The organism is Chelativorans sp. ZYF759 (genome assembly GCF_012911015.1).
Classification (GTDB): Bacteria; Pseudomonadota; Alphaproteobacteria; order Rhizobiales; family Rhizobiaceae; genus ZYF759.
The window spans coordinates 251,427-276,682 of the sequence record NZ_WVVV01000001.1 but is presented as its reverse complement, the minus strand read 5'-3'; the positions used below and the strand labels follow the sequence as shown (position 1 = coordinate 276,682).

The 25,256-nt window shown below is 65.1% G+C and carries 11 protein-coding genes; 4 read left to right on the top strand and 7 right to left on the bottom strand.

Annotated features, from left to right (window positions below):
• Positions 1-108 precede the first annotated feature (108 nt).
• Together GRZ55_RS01120 and pbpC are read left to right on the top strand one after the other, a co-directional pair.
• Positions 109-5,580 carry an alpha-2-macroglobulin family protein gene (locus GRZ55_RS01120; RefSeq protein WP_169285034.1) on the top strand — a complete coding sequence of 1,824 codons (5,472 nt, stop codon included), beginning with the start codon at positions 109-111 and terminating at the stop codon, positions 5,578-5,580.
• Positions 5,580-7,661 carry a penicillin-binding protein 1C gene (gene pbpC / locus GRZ55_RS01115; RefSeq protein ID WP_169285033.1) on the top strand — a complete coding sequence of 694 codons (2,082 nt, stop codon included), beginning with the start codon at positions 5,580-5,582 and terminating at the stop codon, positions 7,659-7,661. The genes GRZ55_RS01120 and pbpC overlap by 1 nt, the downstream gene beginning before the upstream one ends.
• A 39-nt stretch (positions 7,662-7,700) precedes the next feature.
• Here pbpC and GRZ55_RS01110 read toward each other — a convergent pair whose 3' ends face one another.
• Genes GRZ55_RS01110 through GRZ55_RS01085 form a run of 6 tightly spaced genes read right to left on the bottom strand, consistent with a single transcriptional unit; the run spans position 7,701 to position 19,421 of the window.
• Entirely contained in the window at positions 7,701-7,973 is a 273-nt protein-coding gene (locus GRZ55_RS01110; RefSeq protein ID WP_169285032.1) for a DUF2934 domain-containing protein, read from the bottom strand.
• A gap of 60 nt (positions 7,974-8,033) precedes the next feature.
• Entirely contained in the window at positions 8,034-9,860 is a 1,827-nt protein-coding gene (treZ, locus tag GRZ55_RS01105; protein WP_169285031.1) for a malto-oligosyltrehalose trehalohydrolase, read from the bottom strand.
• Complete coding sequence (gene glgX / locus GRZ55_RS01100; protein ID WP_169285030.1) at positions 9,844-11,934, bottom strand: glycogen debranching protein GlgX; 2,091 nt, start codon at positions 11,932-11,934, stop codon at positions 9,844-9,846. Before glgX ends, treZ begins: the two co-directional genes overlap by 17 nt.
• 4 nt (positions 11,935-11,938) lie before the next feature.
• Complete coding sequence (gene glgB, locus GRZ55_RS01095) at positions 11,939-14,146, bottom strand: 1,4-alpha-glucan branching protein GlgB (RefSeq protein WP_169285029.1); 2,208 nt, start codon at positions 14,144-14,146, stop codon at positions 11,939-11,941.
• Positions 14,143-17,409: a maltose alpha-D-glucosyltransferase gene (treS, locus tag GRZ55_RS01090; RefSeq protein ID WP_169285551.1), complete on the bottom strand. Its 3,267-nt coding sequence runs from the start codon at positions 17,407-17,409 to the stop codon at positions 14,143-14,145. The genes glgB and treS overlap by 4 nt, the downstream gene beginning before the upstream one ends.
• 26 nt (positions 17,410-17,435) lie before the next feature.
• Positions 17,436-19,421, bottom strand: coding sequence for an alpha-1,4-glucan--maltose-1-phosphate maltosyltransferase (locus GRZ55_RS01085; protein ID WP_169285028.1), 1,986 nt, complete (start codon positions 19,419-19,421; stop codon positions 17,436-17,438).
• A gap of 206 nt (positions 19,422-19,627) precedes the next feature.
• Between GRZ55_RS01085 and malQ the strand changes: the two genes are divergently transcribed.
• Together malQ and treY are read left to right on the top strand one after the other, a co-directional pair.
• Positions 19,628-21,463, top strand: coding sequence for a 4-alpha-glucanotransferase (gene malQ, locus GRZ55_RS01080; protein WP_169285027.1), 1,836 nt, complete (start codon positions 19,628-19,630; stop codon positions 21,461-21,463).
• Positions 21,460-24,069: a malto-oligosyltrehalose synthase gene (gene treY, locus GRZ55_RS01075; RefSeq protein ID WP_169285026.1), complete on the top strand. Its 2,610-nt coding sequence runs from the start codon at positions 21,460-21,462 to the stop codon at positions 24,067-24,069. Before malQ ends, treY begins: the two co-directional genes overlap by 4 nt.
• A gap of 28 nt (positions 24,070-24,097) precedes the next feature.
• On the opposite strand, the gene GRZ55_RS01070 is transcribed toward treY, so the two are convergent.
• Complete coding sequence (locus GRZ55_RS01070) at positions 24,098-25,099, bottom strand: LysR family transcriptional regulator (protein ID WP_169285025.1); 1,002 nt, start codon at positions 25,097-25,099, stop codon at positions 24,098-24,100.
• Between the last annotated feature and the right edge of the window lie 157 nt (positions 25,100-25,256).

The following is a 25,256-nucleotide window of genomic DNA, read 5'->3' as shown; positions in this document are numbered from 1 at the left end:
GGGACCGTTCGCCGACGCTTCGGCTTCCGCAACGACATGCGAATTGACAAGGTGGAGGGACCGGCGCAGTGTCCGCCGCAGGGACGGTGGACACATCTGGAGGGTGCCATGTCGCAGCGCGTGGCTCGTTTCGTCGTCATTCTTCTCGCCATGACATTGCTTGCGCCGGTCGCGCTTCACGCGCAGACCGGGCGGACGGTCGTGACGACACAGGATGCCGACTATTTCGGTTTCGATCTTCGCACCGAACGCGAGGTCAGCCTCCAGCAATGCGAGGCGGCTTGCATCGCCGACAGCCAGTGCCGTGCTTTCACCTATAATGTGCGTGCCGAATGGTGCTTCCTGAAGTCGGACCATGGACCGCTCAACCCGTTTGCGGGCGCCGTCGCCGGTCGTGTGGTGGAGGCCGGCGCGGCTGATATCGGTGCCCCGCCCCCGCTTGCCTTGCTGCCAGCCGGTCTCGTGGACGAGGCCAGACAATACCGCTCTGAACTGGCTGGCTCCGGCGCCGATACCGGAATGGGCGTGGCTCTTCTGGCTTCGGCCGCCCGCGGCGCGCTCGAGGCAGGCGACGAACGGGGCGCCATCACCAGCTTCAGCGCCGCCCTCACAGCGGCGCCGGGTGACAGCTACCTCTGGAGCGGCCTGGCTTCGGCCCTTCTCGCCGCCACGCCCGTCGACTGGAGCGAGCAGACAAGCCTGCCGCGCGACGCCTCCTCCGCCGCCATCAACGCCTATCAGGCGAGCCGGACCGTTTCCGACCGTTCCGAAGCGCTGACATGGCTGGCGCGCGCACTCGACAGGCGGGAACTCTACCGGCCGGCCATGGCGGCCTACGAAGCCAGTCTCGATCTGGTCGACAATGAGGGTGTACGTCTCGAGCAGGCCGAACTGAGAAGCCGGCGCGGTTTCCGCGTCGTGGACCATACGGTTGACACGGAGGCGGCCGAGCCGCGCATCTGCGTTCAGCTCTCCGAAGATCTGCCGCGCTCGGGCGTCGATTTCTCCTCCTTCGTGACGCTCGACGGCGCGGCGGCACCGGCTATCGATGCTTCTGGCCAGCAAATCTGCGTGGAAGGGCTGCGCCATGGTCGCCATTACCGCGTCACCTTGCGGCGCGGGCTGCCTTCCACCGTCGGTGAAGCGCTGGAGGACGACGTTGCGCTGTCGATCTACGTGCGCGACCGTTCGCCCTCGATCCGCTTTACCGGCGACAATTTCGTGCTGCCGTCGACCATGCGACGCGGCATTCCGGTGATCAGCGTCAATACCGACAACGTCGAGATCAGCCTCTACCGTGTCGGGGACCGCGCGCTCGCGCAGCTGATGTCCGGTTTCCAGTTCCTGCGCCAACTCGGCGGCTGGGAGGCCGACAATTTCGCCAACGAACTTGGCGAGCCGGTGTGGCAGGGCAGGCTGGAGGTCGCCAGTGAACTCAACCGCGAGGTCGTCACCTCCTTTCCCGTGGACGAGGCGTTGCCCCAGCGCAGAGCCGGCGTCTATGTGCTGGTCGCGGTGCCGGAAGGCGATTCCTCCGAACCCTGGACAGCGCGCGCCACGCAATGGTTCGTCGTTTCCGACATCGGCCTGTCGACTTTCGCTGGAGAAGACGGGCTATCCGTCTTTGCCCGCAGCCTCGGTTCCGCCACGCCTCTCGCCGGCGTGGACATGCAGCTTCTCGCCCGCAACAACGAGGTGCTGGGCACCGCCACCACCGGCCCGGACGGGTCCGCGCGGTTCGATCCTGGCCTGATGCGCGGCACCGCCGCGATGGCGCCGGTCGCGCTTCTGGCCACCGGCGAGGGCGACGATTTCGTCTTCCTCGACCTGAGCCGCGCGGGGTTCGACCTTTCCGATCGCGGCGTGGAGGGCCGCCCGGCGCCCGGCGCGCTGGATATTTTCGCCTGGACGGAGCGTGGCATCTACCGGGCCGGCGAGACGGTGCATTTGGCCGCACTCGCGCGGGACGATCGCGGCGAGGCGATCGAGAACCTGCCGCTCACCTTCATCCTGTCGCGTCCCGACGGGGTGGAGGATCGGCGTATCGTGAGCGACGGGCACGCGCTGGGCGGCCATGCGCTGGCGCTGGCGCTGGCGCCAAACGCGATGCGCGGCACCTGGTCGCTGGCCATTCACGCCGACGCTGCCCGTCCGGCGCTGGCCAACGCCTCCTTCCTTGTCGAGGATTTCGTGCCCGACCGGATCGAGTTCGATCTGACCAGCGAGGCGGAAAGCATCGAGCCTTTCGGCACCGTGACGGTGGAGGTTGACGGGCGCTTCCTCTATGGCGCCCCCGCCCGGGGCATGCGGCTGGAAGGCGAGGTTTCCGTGGCCACCACACGCGAGTGGGGCGTCTTTCCGGGCTACCGTTTCGGCATGGCCGACGAGGAGGATGTCGGGGCCACGATGGAGGCGCTGGAAGATCTGCCGGAAACGGATGCGCAGGGACGCGCCACGATCGCAGTCGCCCTCGGTGAAATGCCTTCCACCACGCGCCTCATCGAGGCCACGGTGACGGTGCGCATGCGCGAACCGGGCGGCCGCGCAGTCGAGCGGCGGCTGACATTGCCGATTACGCCGGAAACGATGCTGGTCGGCGTGAGGCCGGACTTTGCAGGCGATTCGGTCCCCGAGAACACCACGGCCTCCTTCTCGGTGATCGCCGCCGCGCCCGATGGCAGCCGCGAGGATCTGGCCGGGCTGCGCTGGTCGCTGAAGAAGATCGAACGCAACTATCAATGGTACCGCACCGACAGCGGCTGGAACTACGAGCCCGTGACCTACACGAGCGAGGTGGCGAACGGCACCGTCGATGCCGGACTCCGCGATGCCGGCCGCATCACCTTCCCCGTGCAGTGGGGCCGCTACCGGCTGGAGGTGGATACCGCCGATCCGATGGGGCCGGTGACGAGTATCGAGTTCGAAGCCGGCTGGTTCGTGGACGCGGCATCCACGGAGACGCCCGACGCGCTGGAGATCGCGCTCGACAAGGACGGCTACGAGATCGGAGAAACGGCCCGGCTCAAGGTCTCGCCGCGTTTCGCCGGGCAGCTTCTGGTGACGGTCGGAAACGAGCGCCTGCACGAAACGATTGACACCATCATGCCCGAGGAAGGCGGCGAGGTGGAAATCCCGGTCAGTGCCGATTGGGGCGCGGGGGCCTATGTGACGGCGACCCTCTATCGGCCGGGCGAGGCGATCGAGAGCCGCATGCCCGCGCGCGCCATCGGGGTCAAATGGCTGGCCATCGATCCCGCCGAGCGGGCGCTGGACGTGTCGCTCGACCTGCCGGAAATGGCCGCGCCGCGCGACAGGCTGACGGTGCCCGTCACGGTCGCCAACCTGCCCGCAGGCGAGCGTGCCTATGTCACGGTCGCGGCGGTTGATGTCGGCATCCTCAACCTCACCAACTACACGGCACCGGACCCCCAGGACTGGTATTTTGGCCAGCGTGCGCTGGGTCTTGAAATCCGCGATCTCTACGGACGGCTCATCGACGGGTCGCTGGGGGCCGCCGGACGGCTGCGCACGGGCGGCGATGGCGGCATTCTCATGCAGGGCAGCCCACCCACCGAGCGCTTGCTCGCCTTCTTTTCCGGTCCGGTGGAACTGGACGATGAAGGGCGCGCCGAGATCGCTTTCGACCTGCCGGAGTTCAACGGCACGGCGCGCATCATGGCCGTCGCCTGGTCGAAGGAAGGGGTCGGCCAGGCCAGTGCGGACGTCATCGTGCGCGATGCGGTCGTCGTCACGGCGAGCGCGCCGCGTTTCCTGGCTCCCGGCGATCGCGCCTTCCTGCGCCTCGACGTTGCCAACACGGATGGCCCCGTCGGCGATTACCGGCTGCAGATCCGCAGCGAAGGTTCCGCCGGTATCGACATCGGTGATGCTCCCGGCTCTTTGTGGCTGGGCGAGGGAGGGGTCGAAACGCTGACGCTTCCCCTTGGCGCGACCCGCACCGGGGAAGGTGTGCTCACGGTGATGCTCGAACATGAAGATGGCACGGCGATCGAGCGCACGGCCTTCCTCACCGTACGGCCGGCTTCCATGCCGGTCACCCAACAGCGCATCGTGGAGCTTGCGGCCAATGGCGGCTCGATCCGCGTCGACGGGGGCCTGCTGGGCGACAGCCTGCTCGACGGCGCCTTCGTCAGCCTGGGCGTGTCACCGCTTGCGGCCCTCGACATCCCGTCGGTGCTGATGGCGCTCGACCGTTATCCCTACGGATGCGCCGAGCAGCTCACCAGTCGCGCGCTGCCTCTTCTCTATGCAGCCGAACTCTCGCAGCTCGCCGGCCTGCCGGTCGACCCCGATCTCGACGGGCGCATCGCGGCGGCGATCTCCGACGTGCTCGGTTTCCAGACCGCGACAGGCAGCTTCGGCCTCTGGGGACCGGGCTGGGGCAATCTGTGGCTCGACGCCTATATCGGCGAGTTCCTGACGCGCGCCGCCGAGCTCGGGCACCCCGTGCCGTCGCAGGCACTGACGCGGGTCATCCAGAATCTGCAGAACACTCTTTCCTACACGACCGATGTGGAAGAGCGCGGAACCGATATCGCCTATGCCCTCTATGTCCTTGCGCGCAACCGGCGCGCCTCGGTCGGCGATCTTCGCTACTATGCCGATACGCGGCTGGACGAGTTCGCGAGCCCCATGGCGCGGGCCCAGATCGGCGCCGCCCTGGCGCACTACGGCGATACCGAGCGGGCCGACCGCGCCTTTGCGTCGGCCTTGCGCAAGGCGCGCGCCGATGTCCAGGCCGACAACCTCATGCGTTCGGATTTCGGCTCGGCCCTGCGTGACGGAGCGGCCATGCTGGCGCTGGCTGCCGAGACGTCGCCGGCGCCGACCGCAATTCCGGCCATGCTGGACATGGTCGAGAGCGCCCGCTCGCGCCGTACCCAGACCAGCACGCAGGAACAGGCCTGGATGCTGCTCGCCGCCCGCGCCATGCGGATGGCAGATTCCGACATCAGGCTTGAGATCGACGGCGCCGAACATCGCGGTAGTTTCGCCCGCAGGCTCGAAGGCCGGGATCTGATGGAAAGCCCGTTGATGCTGGTCAATCGTTCTCCCGAGGCGGTCGATCTGGTGTTGACGACGGTGGCCGCGCCGGCTCAGCCGTTGCCGGCTGGCGGCGACGGCTTCGAGATCGAGCGCAGCTACTTCACGCTCGAAGGCGAGCCGGTAAATGTCAGCGAGGTGGTCCAGAACGAACGCTACGTGGTCGTGCTGCGCTTCACGGAGTTCAACAGCTGGCCTTCGCAGGTGGTGATGACCGATCTCCTGCCGGCGGGTTTCGAAATCGACAATCCGCGTCTGGTGGGCTCGGCCGACCTCACCAATTTCGAATGGCTGGGCGAAGCCAATGCGGCCCATGTCGAATTCCGCTACGATCGCTTTACCGCGGCCTTCGAGCGCACAGCGGAAAGCGCCCGCGAGCAAATGGCGGCCTATGTGGTTCGGGCGGTGAACCCTGGTGTCTACGCACATCCGGCGGCCATCGTGGAAGACATGTACCGGCCCCAATTCTCCGCGCGCACGGCGACCGGCGCGTTGGAGGTGCTGGCGCCCCGGTGATGGCCACCCTGTCCCGGTGGCGCATGACCGCCGTCCTTTCCGCGGGACTGTTGTTCCTCGTGGGAGCCGCGCTGGTCACGCTGGATGTGCTCGACCGCGCCCATCCCCCGCCGCTGGAAGCGCTGGCCGAGCGCTCCGTCGAGGTGGTGGACCGTGATGGACGTCTGCTGCGAGCCTATGCCGTCGCCGATGGACGCTGGCGTCTGGGCACGGATCTTGCCGAAATCGATCCCGTCTTCCTCGACATGCTGGTTGCCTATGAAGACGGGCGTTTCCGCTCGCATTTCGGCATCGACCCGCTGGCACTCCTGCGCGCGGCCGGACAATTCGCCGCAAACGGCCGCATCGTTTCCGGCGGTTCAACCATCACCATGCAGCTGGCCCGCCTCATTGAACCGCGCGAGGCACGCTCCATGGGCGCGAAGCTCAGGCAGATGGTCCGCGCCCTGCAGATCGAGCGGCGCCTGTCGAAGGACGAGATACTGGCTCTGTATCTGGCGCTCGCGCCCTATGGCGGTAATCTGGAAGGCGTTCGCGCCGCTTCACTCGCCTGGTTCGGCAAGGAGCCGCGGCGGCTCGAACTCGACGAGTCCGCTCTGCTGGTCGCCCTACCGCAACTGCCCGAGCGCCGGCGGCCGGACCGCAACGCCGACGCCGCAGAGGAGGCGCGAGACCGGGTGCTGGCGCGCATGGTCTCGGCAGGTCTCGTGCCGGCGGGCGAGGCCGCCCGCGCGGCCGAAGCCCGCGTACCCGACCGGCGCCTGGCCATGCCGGCTTTCGCCCCGCACGCAGCCGACGAGGCGCTCAGAGCGTTGCCGGCAGACGGCCGCCACAGCCTGACGCTGAGCCGGCCGATCCAGGAGAGCCTCGAGCGCGTGGCGCGTGAAGCGGCCGAAAAACTTGGCCCCCGCATTTCCGTCGCGATCCTGATGGCAGACGCCTCCACGGGCGAAATCCTGGCGCGGGTCGGGTCGCCCGACTTTCTCGACGATCGCCGGTCGGGCTGGATCGATATGACCCGTGCCGTTCGTTCCCCGGGATCGACATTGAAGCCTTTCATCTACGGGCTCGCGATCGAGGAGGGACTGGTTGCCCAGGAAACCATGATCGAGGACCGTCCCGCAAATTTTGCCGGCTACCGTCCGCGCAATTTCGACATGGCCTATCAAGGCGATGTCAGCGTGCGCACCGCGCTTCAACTCTCGCTCAACGTCCCGGCCGTGCATCTGCTGGATGCGGTGGGGCCGGCACGTCTGGCGGCACGGTTCCGGCGCGTCGGGGTGAGCCCGGTCCTGCCGCGCGACGGGGCTCCGGGGCTCGCCATCGCGCTTGGCGGGGCGGGGGTGACGCTGTCCGAGCTTGTCCAGCTCTACACGGGCCTGTCCAATGGCGGGCGGGCCGTGCAGCTGACGGACAGACCGGGCGGAAGCCCCGCCCGGCGCGAAATGCTCGCACCGCGCGCGGCCTGGCACGTGGCCGACATGCTGGCGGGCGTCAATCCACCGGAGGGTGCATCCCGGCGTGGCATCGCCTACAAGACCGGTACCTCCTATGGCTATCGCGACGCTTGGTCGGTCGGATTCGACGGGAGGCATGTGATCGGGGTCTGGGTCGGAAGGGCTGACGCAGCGCCCGTGCCGGGCATATCGGGCTATGCGACCGCCGCTCCCATCCTGTTCACGGCCTTCCAGCGTTCTGGCGTTGCCGCGACGCCCCTGGCGCGTGCGCCCGCAGGCGCGGTGCGGCTGGCCCGCGACGAGCTTCCCGTCACGCTGCGCCGCTTCGTTTCCGTTCGCGAGGCGCCAGGTGCCCGCCTGGCGGTTGAACCGCCGCCGGAGATCGTCTTTCCACCCGACGGAGCACGGGTGGAGCTGGCGACATCCATCGGCCGTGTGGCACCGTTGGTGCTCAAGCTGCAGGGCGGGCGGGCGCCGTTCCGCTGGCTCGCCAATGGCCGGGCGGTTTCCGAACCCGCCCGCGCCCGAACGAGCCAGTGGCAACCCGACGGGCGAGGCCAATCGACCCTGACCGTCATCGACGCCGCAGGCCGTGCCGCGACCGTGCGGGTCCATGTCGACTGAGACCGAACCGGCCAGGCACCGAGCGCGGGGCCGGGAGGATCATACCGTGTCGGACGGCTTGCGTGACGGACGCGCCGACGCCTTCTTCTTGCGCTTGACCGGAACTTCGGCCTCCACCGTCTCGATCTGATCGGGTTGGGCGGGGCCCGACTGCTCCGGATTGACGCCGAAATCCGCCTCGCCGCCGGTGTCCTGGGCGTCGATCATCCTTTCGGCTTCTTCCCAATGCTCGGCTTCGCGGCCTTCGGGCCGGCCGGCCTCTTGCCAGAGTTCGTAGGCTTTCGCGCGAATGCGTTCTTCCCTGTCGTCCATGTCCGGGCGCTCCCGTTGCTGCTGTGTCGCTCTAACCGCGTGAACTCGTTTTTGTTCTCGCTAGCTCGTCTCCGACACCGTGAGGAGGATGGAGGCGCGGGAAGACCTTCCCCGCGCATCCGTATCCGACCCGACGGGCGGGTCGGCCCAGATCACTTCGCCGGGGGCAGCGGGAAGCGTTCGTTCCTGGTCCGACAGATTGACGCGCAACGACAGTGTGGCGGACCCGAATCTCCAGTCGACCGCTACGGCTCCATCCTCGGCCATCAGCACCTTTCCCGCCGCAGGCGCGGCTTGGCGAAGCAGCGGCACGATCCTCTCATGCCGCAGCGACAGGAGCTGACGCGTGCGTGCCAGAAACCGGCGGCCCGTATCAGTGGAACCGGTGCTCCAGTCGGGGCGGCTGGACATAAAGGTCTGCGGGTCGTTGGGGTCGGGAATTTCCTCTTCGCTGCCGGCAAAGGATGCAAAGGACGCGAACTCGCGGCGACGCCCGTCGCGCACCGCCCTGGCGAGGTCGCCCTGGAAATCGGTGAAGAAGAAGAAGGGCTGCTCGTCGCCATGTTCCTCGCCCATGAAGAGGAGGGGAATGTGGGGAGACAGGAGCAGCATCGCGGACATCAGTTCGAGCGTGCGCGGATCGGCCAGCCGGGTGAGCCGTTCGCCCAGCGCGCGGTTGCCGGTCTGGTCGTGGTTCTGAAGGAAGTCGATGAAGGCCGTGGGCGGCAGATGGGCGGATGGCGTTCCCCGCGCCTTGCCCACGTGGGGGGACACATCTCCCTGGTAGGCGAAGCCTTCAGCGAGCGCACGGCCGAGCTTGGCCCAGACATCATCGGCGAAATCGGCATAGTAGCCATCGACTTCGCCCGTCGCGATGACATGCAGCACGTTGTGCATGTCGTCGTTCCATTCGCCGGTATGAAGGACCACCTCGCCATCGGCGCCACGCTCGTGGAGCCGCGTGATGTTGCGGTTGTCCTCGGTGGTGAGATGGATATGGCGGTCGGGAAACCTGGACCGGATACGCCGGGCGATCTCCACCATCAGCTCCGGGTCGGAACTCTCGTCCACGATGTTGTCGATCGCGTCGAAACGCAGGCCGTCGAGCTGGAACTCCTCCAGCCAGTAGAGCGCATTCTCGATGAAGAAATCCCGGACGGGCTGGCGCTCATAGGCGATGGCCGCGCCCCAGGGCGTATGTCGTTCGGGGTGAAAGAAGTCCGGAGCATAGGCGTTGAGATAATTCCCGTCCGGGCCGAAATGATTGTAGACCACGTCGAGCAGGACCATCAGCCCATGATCGTGCGCGGCGTCAATGAAGGCTTTCATGTCGTCCGGTGTGCCGTAGGCGGGGTGCGGCGCATAGAGAAGCACGCCGTCATAACCCCAGCCCCGGTTGCCGGAAAACTGCGCGACGGGCATCAGCTCGATCGCCGTGATACCGAGCTCGGCGAGGCTGGCCAGGCGTTCGGATGCCGCACGAAAGGTACCCTCCTCGGTGAACGTGCCGAGATGCAGCTCGTAGATGACGGCTTCTTCCCACGGCCTGCCAGTCCAGCCGTTGTTGCGCCAGCGATAGCGGGCGGGGTCGACGACCACGGACGGGCCATGGACGTCCCCGCCTTGAAGACGCGAGGCGGGGTCGGGCACGGCCATGCCGTCGGCAAGAAGGTACTGATAGGCGGAACCGGCAGACACGCCCTCGGCGTGAAGTTCGAACCAGCCCTCGGGGTCACGCCTCATCGCCCGTGAGACACCATCGATCAGGATGGCAAGCTCGTCTTGTCCGGGCGCCCAGATGCGGAAGCGCACCTCTCCCGGGCGCGTGATTTCCGCGCCCCAGCTTCGCGCGAAGACGCGGGCCTGGTCCTCAGCGCTGCCTGTCATCGACGCTCTCCGCGACCAGCATCGATCGGCCGGGCACGCTGATCTTGCCCTGTATCGTTTCGCCGTAGCCGGCATCCGCGTAACCGCGCGCGCTGTCGATCAACAGCCGCCAGGACGAAAAGGGTCCCGCCGGCAGCGTGAACTCCACATCGTCTTCGCCTGCGTTGAGCAAGACCAGAGCGGCGGCATCGGGCCCTCCGAGAATGAGGGCAAGCGACCGGAACTGGGGATCGTCCCAGTTCTCCTGCTCCATGTCGGCGCCGTCTGGTCTCAGCCAGGCGACGTCCTTCGAACCGTTTTCTTGTGGTGTCCCATGGACGAAGTTGCGCTGCCGGAAGAGCGGACGTGTCTGGCGTATTCTGATGACCGTTCGCACGAACTCCATGAAGGCGGCATTGCGCTCGGAATGGCCCGCCCACGGCAGCCAGTTGATTTCGTCGTCATGGCAGTAGCCGTTGTTGTTTCCATTCTGGGTGCGCCCGACCTCGTCGCCCATCAGAAGCATCGGCAGGCCCTGCGAGAGCAGCGTGGTGGCGATCAGATTGCGCCGCATCCGATCGCGAAACTCAAGCACGCCCTCGTCGTCGGTCGGGCCTTCAACACCCCAATTGTGGCTGACATTGTGGGAGTGCCCGTCGCGGTTATCTTCGCCATTGCTCTCGTTGTGCTTGTCCATGTAGCTGACCACGTCCATGAGGGTGAAGCCGTCATGTGCCGTGACGAAGTTGACGCTTGCCCAGGGACGGCGGCCGCGCTTGTCGAAGCGCGCGGCATTGCCGAGCAGCTTGCCGGCGATCACGGGTGTGCAGCCGTCATCGCCGCGCCAGAAACCGCGTACGGTATCGCGGTACTGATCGTTCCACTCCGCCCAGCCAGGTGGGAAGTTGCCGAGCTGGTAGCCATCGGGACCGGTATCCCAAGGCTCCGCGATCAGCTTGACCGAGGACAGGACCGGGTCCTGACGTACCGCATCGAGGAACACGGCATTCTGGTCGAAAGTGTCCCGGTCGCGGCCGAGCGAGGAGGCCAGATCGAAACGGAAGCCGTCGACATGGCATTCCTCAACCCAGTAGCGCAGCGAATCCATCACCATCTGAAGGACGCGCTGGTTGCGCAGATTGATGGTGTTGCCGCAGCCGGTCGTGTCGAAATAATAGCGCGGGTCGTCGCCCAGTATGTAGTAGCTGGCATTGTCGATGCCGCGGAAGGATAGCGTCGGGCCCATCTCGTTGCCCTCGGCGGTATGATTGTAGACCACGTCGAGGATCACCTCGATGCCCGCTTCGTGCAGCCGGCGCACCATCAGCTTGAACTCGTGGATGTCGGCGCCGGGCGAGATATAGCGGGTGGCGGGAGCGAAAAAGCCGATCGTGTTGTAGCCCCAGAAATTGGTGAGACCCTTCTCGATCAGGTGCCGGTCGTCGAAGAACGCCTGCACCGGCAGGAGCTCGATGGCCGTGACGCCGAGCTTCACAAGGTGATCGATGACGCGTGGATCGGCGAGGCCCTCGAAAGTGCCGCGCAGCTGTGGCGGAAGATCCTCGCGCAGCGCCGTCATGCCCTTCACATGGGCTTCGTAGATGATCGACTGCGACCAGGGGCGGCGTGGTGCGATGTCGTTGCCCCAGGTGACGGCCGGATCGACCACCACGCATTTCGGCATGACGAAGGCCGAATTGCGCCGGTCGTAGGAAAGGTCGGCCCTGTTGTGTCCCAGCCGATAGCCGAAGACGGAGTCGTGCCAGCGTATGTCGCCGCGCAGTTCACGCGCATAAGGATCGAGCAACAGCTTGTTGGGGTTGAAACGGTGGCCTTCTTCGGGCGCGTAGGGTCCGTGGACCCGGTAGCCGTAGAGCTGGCCGGGCCGGATGTCCGGCAGATAGGCGTGCCAGACCTCGTGGGTGTATTCGGGCAGTTCGACACGCTCGATCTCGCGCCGACCCGAGGCGTCGAACAGGCAGAGTTCGACCTTAGTTGCGTGGGCGGAGAAGAGAGCGAAATTGACACCCGACCCATCCCAATTGGCGCCGAGCGGGTGGGGAGAGCCCGGCAGAATGCGTCGTGTCCGATTCATGGGGTCAGCTTTCAGGTACGAGAAGCAATGCGCCGAGAGGCGGCAGATCAAGTTCGATCGACTGTGAACGCCCGTGCCAGCCAACCGGTTGCGCGGGTATCGCCTCGCCATTGCCGACGCCCGATCCCCCATAGGAGGGGTCATCCGAGTTCAGCACCGTGCGCCACGGTCCTTCGACCGGCACGCCGAGGCGGTAGCCGTGGCGAACGATCGGCGTGAGATTGCAGACGACGAGGACGGGGCTGGCATCGCCACGGCCGCGGCGCAGGAAGGAAAAGACGCTGTTTTCGCTGTCGTTGGATTCGATCCACTCGAAACCGGCTGGTTCGCAGTCCAGTTCGTGCAGGGCCGGCCATTCGCGATAGAGGCGGTTCAGTTCCCGCACCAGTTCCTTCACCCCGGCATGCATCGGATCATCGAGAAGATGCCAGTCGAGCGACTGGTCGTGGTTCCACTCCCGATCCTGGGCGAACTCACCGCCCATGAAGAGGAGTTTCTTGCCCGGATGGGCCCACATGAAGGTGTAATAGGCACGCAGATTGGCGAATTTCTGCCATCGGTCACCCGGCATCTTGCCGATCAGCGAACCTTTCCCGTGCACCACCTCGTCATGGGACAGCGGCAGCACGAAATTCTCCGAGAAGGCATAGACCATGCCGAAGGTCATCTGGTGATGGTGATGGCGACGGTGGATCGGGTCGCGGCTCATATATTCGAGCGTGTCGTGCATCCAGCCCATGTTCCATTTGAAATGGAAACCGAGGCCGCCCTCCTGCACCGGCCGGCTCACACCCGGGAATGCGGTCGATTCCTCGGCGATGGCCAATGCGCCGGGATGGCGTTCGGCAATACGGGTGTTGGTCTGCTGCAGGAACTCGATGGCATCGAGGTTCTGATTGCCGCCATACCGGTTCGGGATCCATTCGCCGGGATTGCGGCTGTAGTCGAGATAGAGCATCGAGGCCACCGCATCGACCCGCAGTCCGTCGATGTGGAACTGGTCGATCCAGTAGAGCGCACTCGCCTGGAGGAAGTTGGAAACCTCGATCCGCCCGAAATTGTAGATGAGCGTGTTCCAGTCCTGGTGAAAACCGAGCCGAGGGTCCTCGTGCTCGTAGAGCGCGGTCCCATCGAAATGGACCAGACCATGGGCGTCGGAGGGAAAATGGGCGGGGACCCAGTCCACCATGACGCCGATGCCGGCGGCGTGGAGGCGGTCCACGAAGCTTGCGAAGGCTTCGGGCGGACCGAAGCGCCGCGTGGGTGCGAACAGGCCGATGGGCTGGTAGCCCCATGAGCCCGAAAACGGATGTTCGGTCACCGGCAGCAGCTCGACATGGGTGAAGCCCATCTCCTGAATGTACGGAATGAGGTGATCGGCGATCTCCTCGTAGTCGAGCACGTCCCCATCGGCGCTACGTCTCCAACTGCCGAGATGCAGCTCGTAGATGGAGATCGGTGCGTCGATGCGCTGGCGATCGGGCCGGCCTGCAAGCCAGTCGTCATCCTGCCAGTCATGTCGCGGTTCACCGGAGACGACCGAGGCGGTGGCCGGCGGGTTTTCGTGCGCCTGCGAGACGGGGTCGGCCTTCAGCGGCAGCACCTCGCCGTGGACGCCGACGATTTCGTATTTGTAGATCTCGCCTTGCGGCAGGCCGGGGATGAAGAGTTCCCAGATGCCGCCACCGAGCCGGCGGCGCATCGGGTGCCGGCGTCCGTCCCAGGCGTTGAAGTTGCCGACCACGCTCACGCGGCGCGCGTTGGGCGCCCAGACGGCAAAGGCCACCCCTTCCACGCCCTCATGGGTGACGGGATGCGAGCCCAGGCGCCGGTAGAGATCGAGATGTTTGCCTTCGGCGAACAGATGCTCGTCGAGATCGCCCAATACGGGGCCGAAGGCGTAAGGGTCCTCGACGATCCAGCTTTCCGGGCCGGATTCGAGACGCAGGCGGTAGGAGAAGCGTTCGGTCTCGTCGGGCACGATGCCGGAAAAGAAGCCTTCGGGATGGACCCGGGCCAGTTCCACGACCTTTTCGTCGCCGGGCTTGCGCAGGACTGTTACGCTCGCGGCGGCCGGCGCGAAGACATTTACGCGCAGGGGGTCACCACTCCCGCCATGCATGCCGAGCACGGCGAACGGGTTGCCGTGCCTCCCCCGCACGATGGCGAGGGCCTCTTCGGCCAGTGGGAAATCGTCGGGAAAGGCGTTCATGCCTGAGCCTCATCGGCTATCAGTTCCAGGAGCCCCGCCAGCGGGATGTCGACCCAGCTCGGACGGTTCGACAATTCGTAGAGGATCTCGTAGGCCGCCTTCTGGATCAGGAAGAGATCGAGCACGGCCCGCTCGAAGTCGGCATCGGTCGTCGCGACGCGACTCCCCGAGATCGTCTCCCGGTAGGCTGCCAGGAACTGCTCGATCGTCTGCCAGCGCCAACGGGCCGCGCGCTCGGCAGCGCGGTCTTCCTGGCCGGGCAACATCTGCGCCTGCTGGCGCACGGAAGCGGCGGCCACATAATCAATGGAGCGCAGCATGCCGGCGACATCGCGTAGCGGGGTCGTCTTTTCACGGCGCTCTTCCAGGCTGCGCCGCGGCTCGCCTTCGAAATCGATGATGTAGACATCGTTCTGCGCGACGAGCAGCTGGCCCAGATGGTAGTCGCCATGGATGCGGGTGCGCCCGCCAGACGGCTCAAGGCCGCGACAGGCATTGATGCGCGCCTTGAGCCTGTCGCGCCTTTCCAGCACGGCGTCGGCAAGCGCGGCCGCCTCTCCGTCGAGCGTGGCGGTCGCCTCTTCCAGCGCGCCCAGCATCTCCTCGACTTCCGCCTGCGCGGCCGCGACCCAGCCCTCGAGATCCTCAGAGGCGGTCTTTTCGAGGGCGAAGTCGGGATCGTCGGTCTCCACGGCCAAGGCGCGGTGCATCTCGGCCGTGCGCCTTCCGAGGATTTCACCCATGGTGAGATCGTAGGCGAAGGGCTTTTCGTCCTGTTCATTGCCCGACAATTCGCCGCCGCCGAGATCGGCATTGTCAAAGTCGCGCTGGAGGGCGGCGAGCAACGCATCCCACAGATCGCCCTGGTTGCGCACGAAGGAGAAAGCGACGGCCAGAACCGTCGTCCCATCCTTGCCGCGGTGCTCGACGGCGCCGAGATAGGCCGGCATGTTGGCGAACCCGCCCTCATTGGTCAGGAAGCGTGCCATCTCGACTTCCGGCTGGGCGCCAGGGCGCAGCCGGCGATAGACCTTCATGATGACGCTGTCGCCGAACACGATGGAGACATTGCTTTGCTCGACCGCCACCGGGCGAGGCTCTCCCGCGCGCTCGAACGCCGCGGGATCGGCGTTGCGCAGGTGGACCACCTTGCCGTCCGCCACGTCGATCTCGGTGTTTTCCGCAATCCCCGTCAGGAGCAGCTGCGCAAAATTCTGATCCTGCGTGGCATCGACCAGAGCGCCCATACGAGGACCGCGCCGCAATTTGGCGAGCGTGTAGGACAGGGTGGGCGACCCGAACGCGATGTTCTCTTCGCCCCATTTGGCCGAAAGCGGCAGAAAATAGGTCTGCTGGCCGCCTTCGAACTCGACATCGCAGGCCGTGAGCATGTGCTGGCCGTCGCCCAGCTCGCCGAGAGGGCGAAGGCGGGCACTGCGAATCTCCTTGTCTTTGCCGGCAAACCATCTCTGGCGTGACAGGAACAGCGGCAGGCTCTCCTGCTCAAGTTGCCGTCCCTCGCGCCCGCCAAGGGCGGTCGACAGGCGCCCATCGCGTGCCGTCATCGTGATGAATTCCGGTAGCACCTCGGGGAAATGCTGATGCCAGGTCGGCGCCTCGGTCTCGTCGGCGAGCAGGAACCAGTAGAAACCATATGCCGGCAGGGTGACCATGTAGGGCAGGTCGCCGACGGGCGGAAAGGGCGAACGCCCGCTCAGTTCGAGCGGCACGGTGCCTTTCCATTTGGCAAGGTCAAGCTCCACCGCCTGCGCCGAACGCGACAGGTTCGCCACGCACAGTATCCTGTCGCCCTCATATTCGCGCACATAGGCAAGCACCTTGCGATTCTGCGGATAGAGCATCGTCATGGTGCCGCGCCCGAAGGCGAGATGCTGCTTGCGCACGGCGATGAGCCGCCGCATCCAGTTGAGGAGCGAGGAAGGATCGGTATCCTGGCTCTCCGCATTGACGGCCTGGTAGCCGTAGATCGGGTCGAGGATGACCGGCAGGTAGAGCTGCTGCGGCTTGGCGCGCGAGAAGCCCGCATTGAGGTCAGGCGACCACTGCATCGGCGTGCGGACGCCGTCGCGATCGCCCAGATAGTAATTGTCGCCCATGCCGAGTTCGTCGCCGTAATAGACGATGGGGGTGCCGGGCATCGACATCAGAAGCGAGTTCATCAGCTCGATCTTGCGCCGGTCGTTCTGCATCAGCGGTGCGAGCCTGCGGCGTATGCCGAGATTGATGCGGGCACGCGAATCCTCGGCATAGGTGCGCCACAGATAGTCGCGCTCCGTATCCGTCACCATTTCGAGAGTCAGCTCGTCATGGTTGCGCAGGAAAATGCCCCACTGGCAGCTTTCGGGAATCTCCGGCGTCTGGCGGATGATGTCGGTGATGGGGTGCCGGTCCTCCTGGGCCAGCGCCATGTACATGCGCGGCATCAGCGGGAAGTGGAAGCCCATGTGGCATTCGTCGCCTTCGCCGAAATAGGGCCGGGTGTCCTCGGGCCACTGGTTGGCCTCGGCGAGCAGCATCCTGTCGTCGTAATGCGCATCGAGATCGGTACGGATCTTCTTCAGGATCTCGTGTGTCTCCGGCAGGTTCTCGTTGTTGGTGCCTTCGCGTTCGACGAGATAGGGGATGGCATCGAGCCGCAGCCCGTCCACGCCCATACCCAGCCAGTGGTGCATGACCTTCAGCACCTCCTTGAGCACTTGCGGATTGTCGAAATTCAGGTCGGGCTGGTGCGAATAGAAGCGGTGCCAGAAGAACTGCTCTGCCACCGGGTCCCAGGTCCAGTTGGACGTTTCGGTGTCCAGGAAGATGATGCGGGTTTCCGGGAATTTCGCGTCCGTATCGCTCCACACATAATAGTCGCGGGCCGCGGAGCCCTTCTTGGCGCTGCGGGCGCGCTGGAACCAGGGATGCTGGTCGGAGGTGTGGTTGATCACCAGCTCCGTGATGACGCGCAAGCCGCGCCGGTGCGCTTCGGCCACGAAGGCGCGGAAATCCTTCATCGATCCGTAGGAAGGGTTGATCGATTTGAAATCGGCGATGTCGTAGCCGTCATCGCGCAGCGGCGAGGGATAGAAGGGTAGGAGCCAGATCGCGGTGACTCCCAGTTCCTGAATGTAGTCGAGCCGCTTCATGAGGCCGGCGAAATCGCCGATACCGTCATTGTTGGCGTCCTGGAACGCCTTCACATGCAGCTGGTAGATGATCGCATCCTTGTACCATTCGAGCTGGCTTCGATCGATCATGCCATCGACCGGCTGGGAGACGTGTTTCATCGCGGAGCTCCCGGGGGGATAAGGCGCCAGATCGCATAGGGCCGGTCCTGTGGCTCAAGCGTGAGCGACTGGGTCTTGCCGTGCCAGGTGAAATGGTTGCCGTGGATGAGGTCCTGAACTTCGATCGAGGCATCGTCCGGGAGGCCGAATTCCCACAGAGGGACTTCGAACTCGCATTCCTGTGCGTGGTGAGGATCGAGCAGGACGTGGAAGAGAAGATAGTCGTCGTGGGCCGGGTCGCTCTTGGCGTAGTAGAGCACCTTGTCATTCCAGGCGTTGTGAAACCTGAGCGAGGAGAAGGCCTTCAGCGCGGGCCGCGTGCGCCGGAGTCCGTTGATCAGCCGGATGTCGTCCTTGATGTTCCCCGGAGCATCCATATCCCATTGCCGCAACTGGTACTTTTCGGAGTTGAGATATTCCTCCTTGCCGGGCACCGGAGCGGCGTCGCAGATCTCGAAGCCGTTGTAGATGCCGTAGCTGCCCGCAAGCGTTGCTGCGAGAACGAGCCGGATGCGGAAACCCGGACGCCCGCTCCCCTGCAGGAAGAAGGGGTTGATGTCGGGCGTGTTGGGAAAGAAGTTCGGCCGCATGTAGTGGCGGCATTCTTCCTGGGTCAGTTCGGTGAGGTACTCGATGAGTTCCTGCTTCTCGTTACGCCAGGTGAAATAGCTGTAGGACTGGTTGAAGCCGACCTTTGCCAGCCGCTTCATCACCTTGGGGCGGGTGAAGGCCTCTGCAAGGAAGATGGTATCCGGGTGCTTGGCGCGGACCTCGCCAATCATCCACTCCCAGAAAGGGAAGGGCTTGGTGTGGGGATTGTCGACGCGGAAAACCTTCACGCCCTTGTCGACCCAGAACAGCACGATGTCGCGGAGCGCGTACCAGATCGACGGCAGTGCATCGCGGTAGAAATGGACGTTGACGATGTCCTCGTATTTCTTGGGCGGGTTCTCGGCGAACTTGATCGTGCCGTCGGGCCGCCAGTCGAACCACTCGGGGTGTTCCTTGATCCATGGGTGGTCGGGCGCGCACTGGATGGCAAAGTCGAGGGCGATCTCCAGCCCATGTTCCCGGGCCGCCGAGACCAGTCGCGCGAAATCCTCGAAGCTGCCGAGTTCGGGATGGATCGCGTCATGCCCGCCCTCCTGCGAGCCGATGGCATAGGGACTGCCCGGATCCTCGGGGCCGGCAACGAGCGTGTTGTTGGGCCCCTTGCGGTTGGTCCTGCCGATCGGGTGGATGGGGGTGAAATAGAGGATGTCGAAGCCGAGATCGCGCACATAGGGCAACCGCTGGATGACATCGTCGAAGGTGCCGTGCCGGCCGTCGGGACCTTGCGACCGTGGCATGAGCTCATACCAGGCGCCGAAGGCAGCAAGTTCGCTGTCGACCTCGACGGGAAGATCGCGCTCGTAGCGCGACAGGTTGGTGCGAACCCCGCCCCGCGCCATCAGCGTGAAGGTCTCCTCGGCCATGAGCATCGCGAGTTGATCCTGCGCGTCTTTGCTCGTCGCGAGCTTCTTGTGGAGCCTCTTCAGACTGCCTGCCGTTTCGGCATCGATCGGGTCGGCGTGCGAGGCGGCCATCTCGACAAGCTCGACACCTTCGATGATTTCGAGCGAAACCGTCTGCCCCGCGGCCACCTTCTTCGAGGTGTCCTTGCGCCAGGTGGCAAACAGATCGCGCCAGGCGATGAGGGAGAATTCATAAGAACCCATGGCGGGAAAGCGCGCATGACCGATCCACCGATCGTTTTCATGGAACCTCATCGGTTCTTCCGTCCACTCTGAAGCGGACGCGGCGCGCCAGACGAGGGCAGCGGCGATCACATCATGGCCGTCGCCGAATATGTCGGCCTCGACGACGAAAACCTCGTTGATCGCGACTTTCGCGGGGAACCGTCCGCCATCGATTTCGGGTCCGATACCCTCGAAGACAATCCGGTTGGCCGCGAGTTCCCGTAACTGCTGCTCACTGCTCATGGGCACGCGGCGCCCGGGCGGTGAGTGCGCAGGATGTGCCCACGAACTCGTAGGAAGTATGTGTTCACGTGAATTCCCTCATCCTTCGGCTCCAGCTGTTCCAACCGGATAGGCACGAGTTTGTTCCGGCGAGACGGGGAGAGGGAACAAGCACTCGTGCGTGAAGTTGAACCAGCTGGTCCGACCGACAGCTCGAAGAGGCTCGCATGGATAAAGGCAATATTGACGGGTTGGCCGAGCAGGTCGGCATAGCGCGCGGCTATCCCGGTGCGGATGGCACCCTGGTAAAAACCGCCGACTCCACCAAACGGCATCTCCTCGAAAGCCTCGGCGTGCTGAACGAGGGCGAAGCGGCGCCGGTCGCAGCACGGACTCCCGCATCCGACGGCGAGAAGGCAAGGTGCTACCTGCCGCAATGGCTCCGAGACGCACCTGCCTGGGGCATCACCGGACAGCTCTACGAACTGAAGTCGCAGCGCAGCTGGGGCATCGGAGATTTCGCAGATCTGGAAAGCCTGTGTGCCATCGCTGCCAGGCATGGGGCGGATTTCGTCGGCCTGACGCCACTTCATGCGCCGTTCCTGGCCGACCCGGAGCGCTGCAGCCCCTTTTCACCGTCGAGCCGCCGGTTTCTCAATCCGCTCTACATAGCGGTGGACCGGGTTGAGGGTTTTGAAGTGTCGGCCCACAGCCCACGAGGGCTCGAAGAAGCAAATGCGGGCGACTTCGTGGACTATGCCCATGTCGCCGAGATCAAGCTCCGTGCGCTGAAGCAGGTCTGGCATGGCACGGCTGCCGGCGCCGCGCAGGATTTCGTCGCTTATCGGGAGGCAGCCTCGCTGCATCTGACGCGCCACGCTCTGTTCGAGGCATTGTCTGCGCGAATGGCCGAAGATGGGCATGGCGCCGGCTGGCGCGGTTGGCCAGAGGCCTATCACGATCCGGAGAGCGCGGCCGTCGAGGACTTTGCCGAAGCGGCGGCGGATGAGGTGGCCTTTCACCTCTGGCTCCAGTTTCTGGCCGAGCGCCAACTGGCCGCTGCCGGCCAGATTGCACGCGAGGCCGGCATGCGCATCGGGCTCTATCTCGATCTCGCCGTCGGCGACGAGCCTGACGGTTCCGCGACGTGGAGCGCGCCGGACGACTACGTGGCGCGGGCCACCATCGGCGCGCCGCCGGATTATTTCAGCACGCAAGGCCAGGACTGGGGCATTGCCGCACTCTCGCCGCTCGCACTGATCCGGCAGGACTATCGCCCGTTCGAGGCGTTGATCGTCGATGCTGCCCGTCATGCGGGAGCGCTGAGGATCGACCACGTCATGGCCTTGCAGCAGCTCTTCCTCGTTCCCGAAGGTGCACCGGCTTCGGAGGGCGCGCATCTCCGCTACCCTTTCCAGCAATTGCTGCGACGCCTCTCGGATCACTCCCAGGAACGACAGTTGCTGGTGATCGGCGAGGATCTCGGCCACGTGCCCGAGGGCTTTCGAGACGTGATGAGCGATGCCGCCATCCTGTCCTACCGCATCCTCTATTTCGAGCAGGGGGGAGAGGGCTTCCGCGCGGCTGCCGACTATCCCCGCAACTCGATTGCCTGCCTGTCGACGCATGATCTGCCGACGTTTCGAGGCTGGTGGCAGGCCCACGATGTCGACCTGCGTCTCGAATATGGGCTGATCGACCAGGCCGGCGCCGACGAGCAGCGCAGCAATCGACACGGGGAACGTCGGGCTCTGGCCAGGCTGCTTGTGGGACAAGATCAGATTCCATCCGAATGGCAGTCGGCCATCGGCGAACCGCATGAGCCGCCGCCCGACAGTCTCAGCGTGGCCGTGCACGGGTTTCTGTCGGATACCAACGCGCTCCTGGCCGGCGTGCGCGTCGCGGACCTCGTGGGCGAAGACGAGCCGACGAACCTGCCTGGAACGAGCGGGACCTACCCGAATTGGCGCAGACGCATGAAGATCACCCTCGAAGAGCTGGAAGAGCTGCCGCTCTTTGCCGACGTTACGGCCCGCATGGCGGCCGGGAGGCCGCGCCGATGAAGACCCCTGTAGCCACCTATCGCCTGCAGTTCCGCGGCGATATGGACTTTGAAGCCGCCCTCGAGATCGTGCCTTATCTGAAACAACTGGGCGTCAGCCATCTCTATGCCTCCCCCCTTTTCGCCGCCACCAGCGGCTCGACCCATGGCTATGACGTCACCGACCACAACGAGATCGATTCCGTGCTTGGCGGTTGGGCCGGGTTCGAGCGGCTGAGCGATCGCCTCAAGGCCGAAGGGCTGGGGCTACTCCTCGACATCGTGCCCAATCACATGGCCGCATCGATGGAAAATCCCTGGTGGCGCGATGTCGTGGAATGGGGTGAGCAGAGTCGTTACGCACGACATTTCGATATCGACTGGTCGCGAAAACTGACCTTGCCAATCCTGGGGCGGCCGTTCGGGGAAGCGCTAGCCGAGGGCGAACTGTCGCTCATTCTGGACGTCGAGGGCGGCGGGCTGGCGATGTCCTATTTCGACAACCGCATTCCGCTTCACCCGGCCAGCTGGCAGGGCGTGTTGGCGAAGATCGATCACCCTGTGGCAGCACGGCTCGCCCAAGCCGCCGGCCTGGGCGATCCGGCACAGCCAGAGGAGCTGCGTGATGCGGTGCGGGAGACGACACGGGCAGATGGCGAACTGGCGAAGAAACTGGCCGCCCTTTCCCGTGACCACGGACTTATCTCCGCCCTCCATGACGAGCAGCCCTGGCAGCTCATGTTCTGGAAGGAGGCGCGACGCACGCTGTCCTATCGCCGCTTCTTCGAGATCACGGGACTGGCTGGCGTCCGGGTCGAAGATCGAGCCGTCTTCGACGACGTTCACCGCCTGACATTGGAGCTCGTGCGCTCGGGCCGTGTCGACGGCCTGCGCATCGACCATGTCGACGGGCTGGCCGATCCGGCCTCCTATCTTCACATGCTGCGTGAGGCGGTGGGTCCGGACGTCTACCTGGTCGTCGAGAAGATCCTTGCGCCCGACGAGCTTCTGCCCGCCGACTGGCCGATCCAGGGCACGACCGGCTACGAGTTCGTCGATGCCACGGTAGACCTGCTCGCCGATGCCGAAGGGCTGGAAAAGCTGGCCCGCGCCTATGAGACGGACACCGGCGCGCCGGACCTGCACAGCGCTCGCCGCACGGCCAAGCGCGAGATTGCGACCATAAATTTCGAAGGCGAGTTGCATCGTCTGGCTGACATCCTGACCTCGCTGTCCGACCGGCGTTTTGACATTGATAGCGTCCGGCATGGCCTGGCCGCCCTCATCGTGGCGATGCCCGTCTACCGCACCTATGTCGGCGCCGAGGCCGCAAGCGCGGCAGATCGTGAGGCCTTTGATCGGGCGACAGAAGAACTGGGCGAACGGGACCCGGAGGTTGCGGCCGATCTGATCGCATTCCTGCGCGATATCCTCATCGAGAGGGACCCGGCCGACGACGAAACCGCCCGCGCGAGGCGTCTTTTCCAGCAGCTTTCCAGCCCGGCAATGGCGAAGGGCGTCGAGGACACGCTCTTCTACCGCGATCACCGGCTTCTGGCCTTGAACGAGGTGGGCTGCGAGCCCGAGCGTCCCCGGCCTTCGCTGGAGCGGTTCCACCGGCTGATGGATGAGCGGCAGAGCCGTCATCCCCTGTCACTGACAGCGACGGCGACGCACGACACCAAACGCGGCGAAGATGCCCGCGCGCGCCTGTTTTCGCTCACCGGCGCGCCGGAAGAATGGGCGCAGCTGGTCGCCCGCTGGCGCGCTGCCAACAGCGGTCTCGTCCGAAAGGTGGAGGGCAAGCCGGCGCCGGAACCCGAACTCGAATGGATGATCTACCAGGCCCTCATGGCGGCGTGGCCCGAAGGTCTTGATGCCGACGACGGCGACGGAATTGCGACCCTGCGCGCGCGCTTCCTGGAGTTTCTTGAGAAGGCCGTCCGGGAGGCGAAGCTCCGCACGACCTGGACCAACATCGGCGCGGAGTACGAATCTGCCGTGCGCGCCTATGCCGAAGGTCTGCTCGAGCCCGGCAGCGCCTTTCTGTCGGATTTCGTGCGAAAGACGCAGACCTATCGAGCCGCCGGACGGCGGAACGCGTTGAGCCAGCTGCTGGTCAAGCTTACCGCGCCGGGCATTCCAGACATCTACCAGGGGACCGAAACGGGCGATTTCAGTCTGGTGGATCCCGACAACCGGCGCCCGGTAGACTTCGGCATGTTGCGCGAGATGCTCACCGCGAGACAGAACGAAGGCGATACCTTCTCCGCGTTGAAAATGGATGTCCTGGCAGCCGGTCTCGCCGCCCGGAACGAACGCGCCGACCTGTTCACGTGGGGCCAGTATCTGCCGCTCCAGGTCCGGGGTAGCGGCGCCGAAAGCCTGCTGGCCTATGCGCGTCTCCACAAGGGTGATGCGGCGCTTGTCCTCGTGCCGCGCCTGGCCGGTGAATTGTCGGCCGATGCCCGGCATTGGGGGGATACGCGGATCGAACTGCCTCCAGCCCTGGCAGAGGGGACATACCGCGATGTGTTGTCGGGGCGATCCAGGCCGATGGAGGGAGGCAGGCTGATGGTCGCCGATTGGGTGATCGGGCCGAAAGGCGCGCTTCTGCTCAGCTGGTGAAGAGGCTCTTCCCCAGGCCTGCGCCCCGTCAGTCCGCGCCCTGCGGATGCAAGCCGATAGTCGCCTGGTAGGTGCGACAACGCTTCAGGAGGGCGGACAGAACCGTCTCTGCGGCCGGAGAGAGATCGCGATCCTGGCGCGTGACGACGCTGTAGGTCTTGACGGTAAGGTCTTGCGCCACCGGCAGGCTTGCCAGACGACTGCCGAGCCCGCTGCTTTCGATGAAGAAATCCGCCACCGCCTTGGCCAGCGGCGCAATCGCATTGGTCTTGCGGATAAGGGCCAGCGTGAACAGCGTCGAGGCCGTGCCCATCATCCGCCGCGGCAGCGGTAATCCACGCGAAAGCAGGTAATCTTCCGCCGTGCGCCTCAAGAGACCGCCAGGGGGCTGCGAGATCCAGTCATAGGCCATGCACTGTTCCAACGTGAGGTCCTTGACGCGGGTGAGCGGGTGATCCTCCCGCACGACCAGCGCGATGGGTTCGTCACCGATGTCGACGACAGCAAAAGGCTGGGCATTGGCTCCATCCGGAATGCGCCCGACGTAGAAATCGAGATCGCGCGACAGCAGACCCTCGGCCAGCCGGTCGGAGGTATCGACCTGCACCGCCAGTTCGACCGCCGGAGAAGACACCCGCGCTTCGCGCACGAGTGGCAGGACAAGGTCGAGGGACGGTCCCGTCACGGAGCCGATCCGGACGAGACCGCGTGTCCCCTGCACGGCCTGCATGACCCGCGCCTGCGATAGATCGAGCTCGTGCAGGGTGCGTTCAGCCTGTTCGGCCATGATGGCGCCTGCCTCCGTGAGAGACACGCCCCGCGCGTGACGTCTGAAGATCGGAGCGCCGATCATGTCCTCAAGCTGGCCCAGAAGCCGTGACGCGGCGGGCTGGGTCATGCCGAGCTGTTGTGCCGCCGCGCCGATCTGACCTGTCTCGCGCAGCACCGACAACAGCCGCAACTGCGAGAATTTGAGCCCTTTCCTGACCAGCAGATGCTGGCCGACTCTGGGATCGTCCGAATGTATCATGCCGTTTCCTCCCGCCGCGCCTGTTCGAGGGGCGACGCCGAAGAGGCTATATGATCATTTTGCTATGTCATCCCGGAAAAAATGAATTTCTAACGCATAACAGTTGATGCTACTTCAGGCTGTATTGCTGGCTGCTTGCGGGAAGAGCTTGGAGGAG

Coding starts and splice junctions, on each gene's coding strand:
- GRZ55_RS01120 (WP_169285034.1), top strand. CDS start 109: ATGTCGCAGCGCGTGGCTCGTTTCGTCGTCATTCTTCTCGCCATGACA.
- malQ (WP_169285027.1), top strand. CDS start 19,628: ATGGATAAAGGCAATATTGACGGGTTGGCCGAGCAGGTCGGCATAGCG.
- treS (WP_169285551.1), bottom strand. CDS start 17,409: ATGATCGATCGAAGCCAGCTCGAATGGTACAAGGATGCGATCATCTAC.
- GRZ55_RS01085 (WP_169285028.1), bottom strand. CDS start 19,421: ATGAGCAGTGAGCAGCAGTTACGGGAACTCGCGGCCAACCGGATTGTC.
- GRZ55_RS01070 (WP_169285025.1), bottom strand. CDS start 25,099: ATGATACATTCGGACGATCCCAGAGTCGGCCAGCATCTGCTGGTCAGG.
- GRZ55_RS01110 (WP_169285032.1), bottom strand. CDS start 7,973: ATGGACGACAGGGAAGAACGCATTCGCGCGAAAGCCTACGAACTCTGG.
- glgB (WP_169285029.1), bottom strand. CDS start 14,146: ATGAACGCCTTTCCCGACGATTTCCCACTGGCCGAAGAGGCCCTCGCC.
- glgX (WP_169285030.1), bottom strand. CDS start 11,934: ATGAATCGGACACGACGCATTCTGCCGGGCTCTCCCCACCCGCTCGGC.
- pbpC (WP_169285033.1), top strand. CDS start 5,580: ATGGCCACCCTGTCCCGGTGGCGCATGACCGCCGTCCTTTCCGCGGGA.
- treZ (WP_169285031.1), bottom strand. CDS start 9,860: ATGACAGGCAGCGCTGAGGACCAGGCCCGCGTCTTCGCGCGAAGCTGG.
- treY (WP_169285026.1), top strand. CDS start 21,460: ATGAAGACCCCTGTAGCCACCTATCGCCTGCAGTTCCGCGGCGATATG.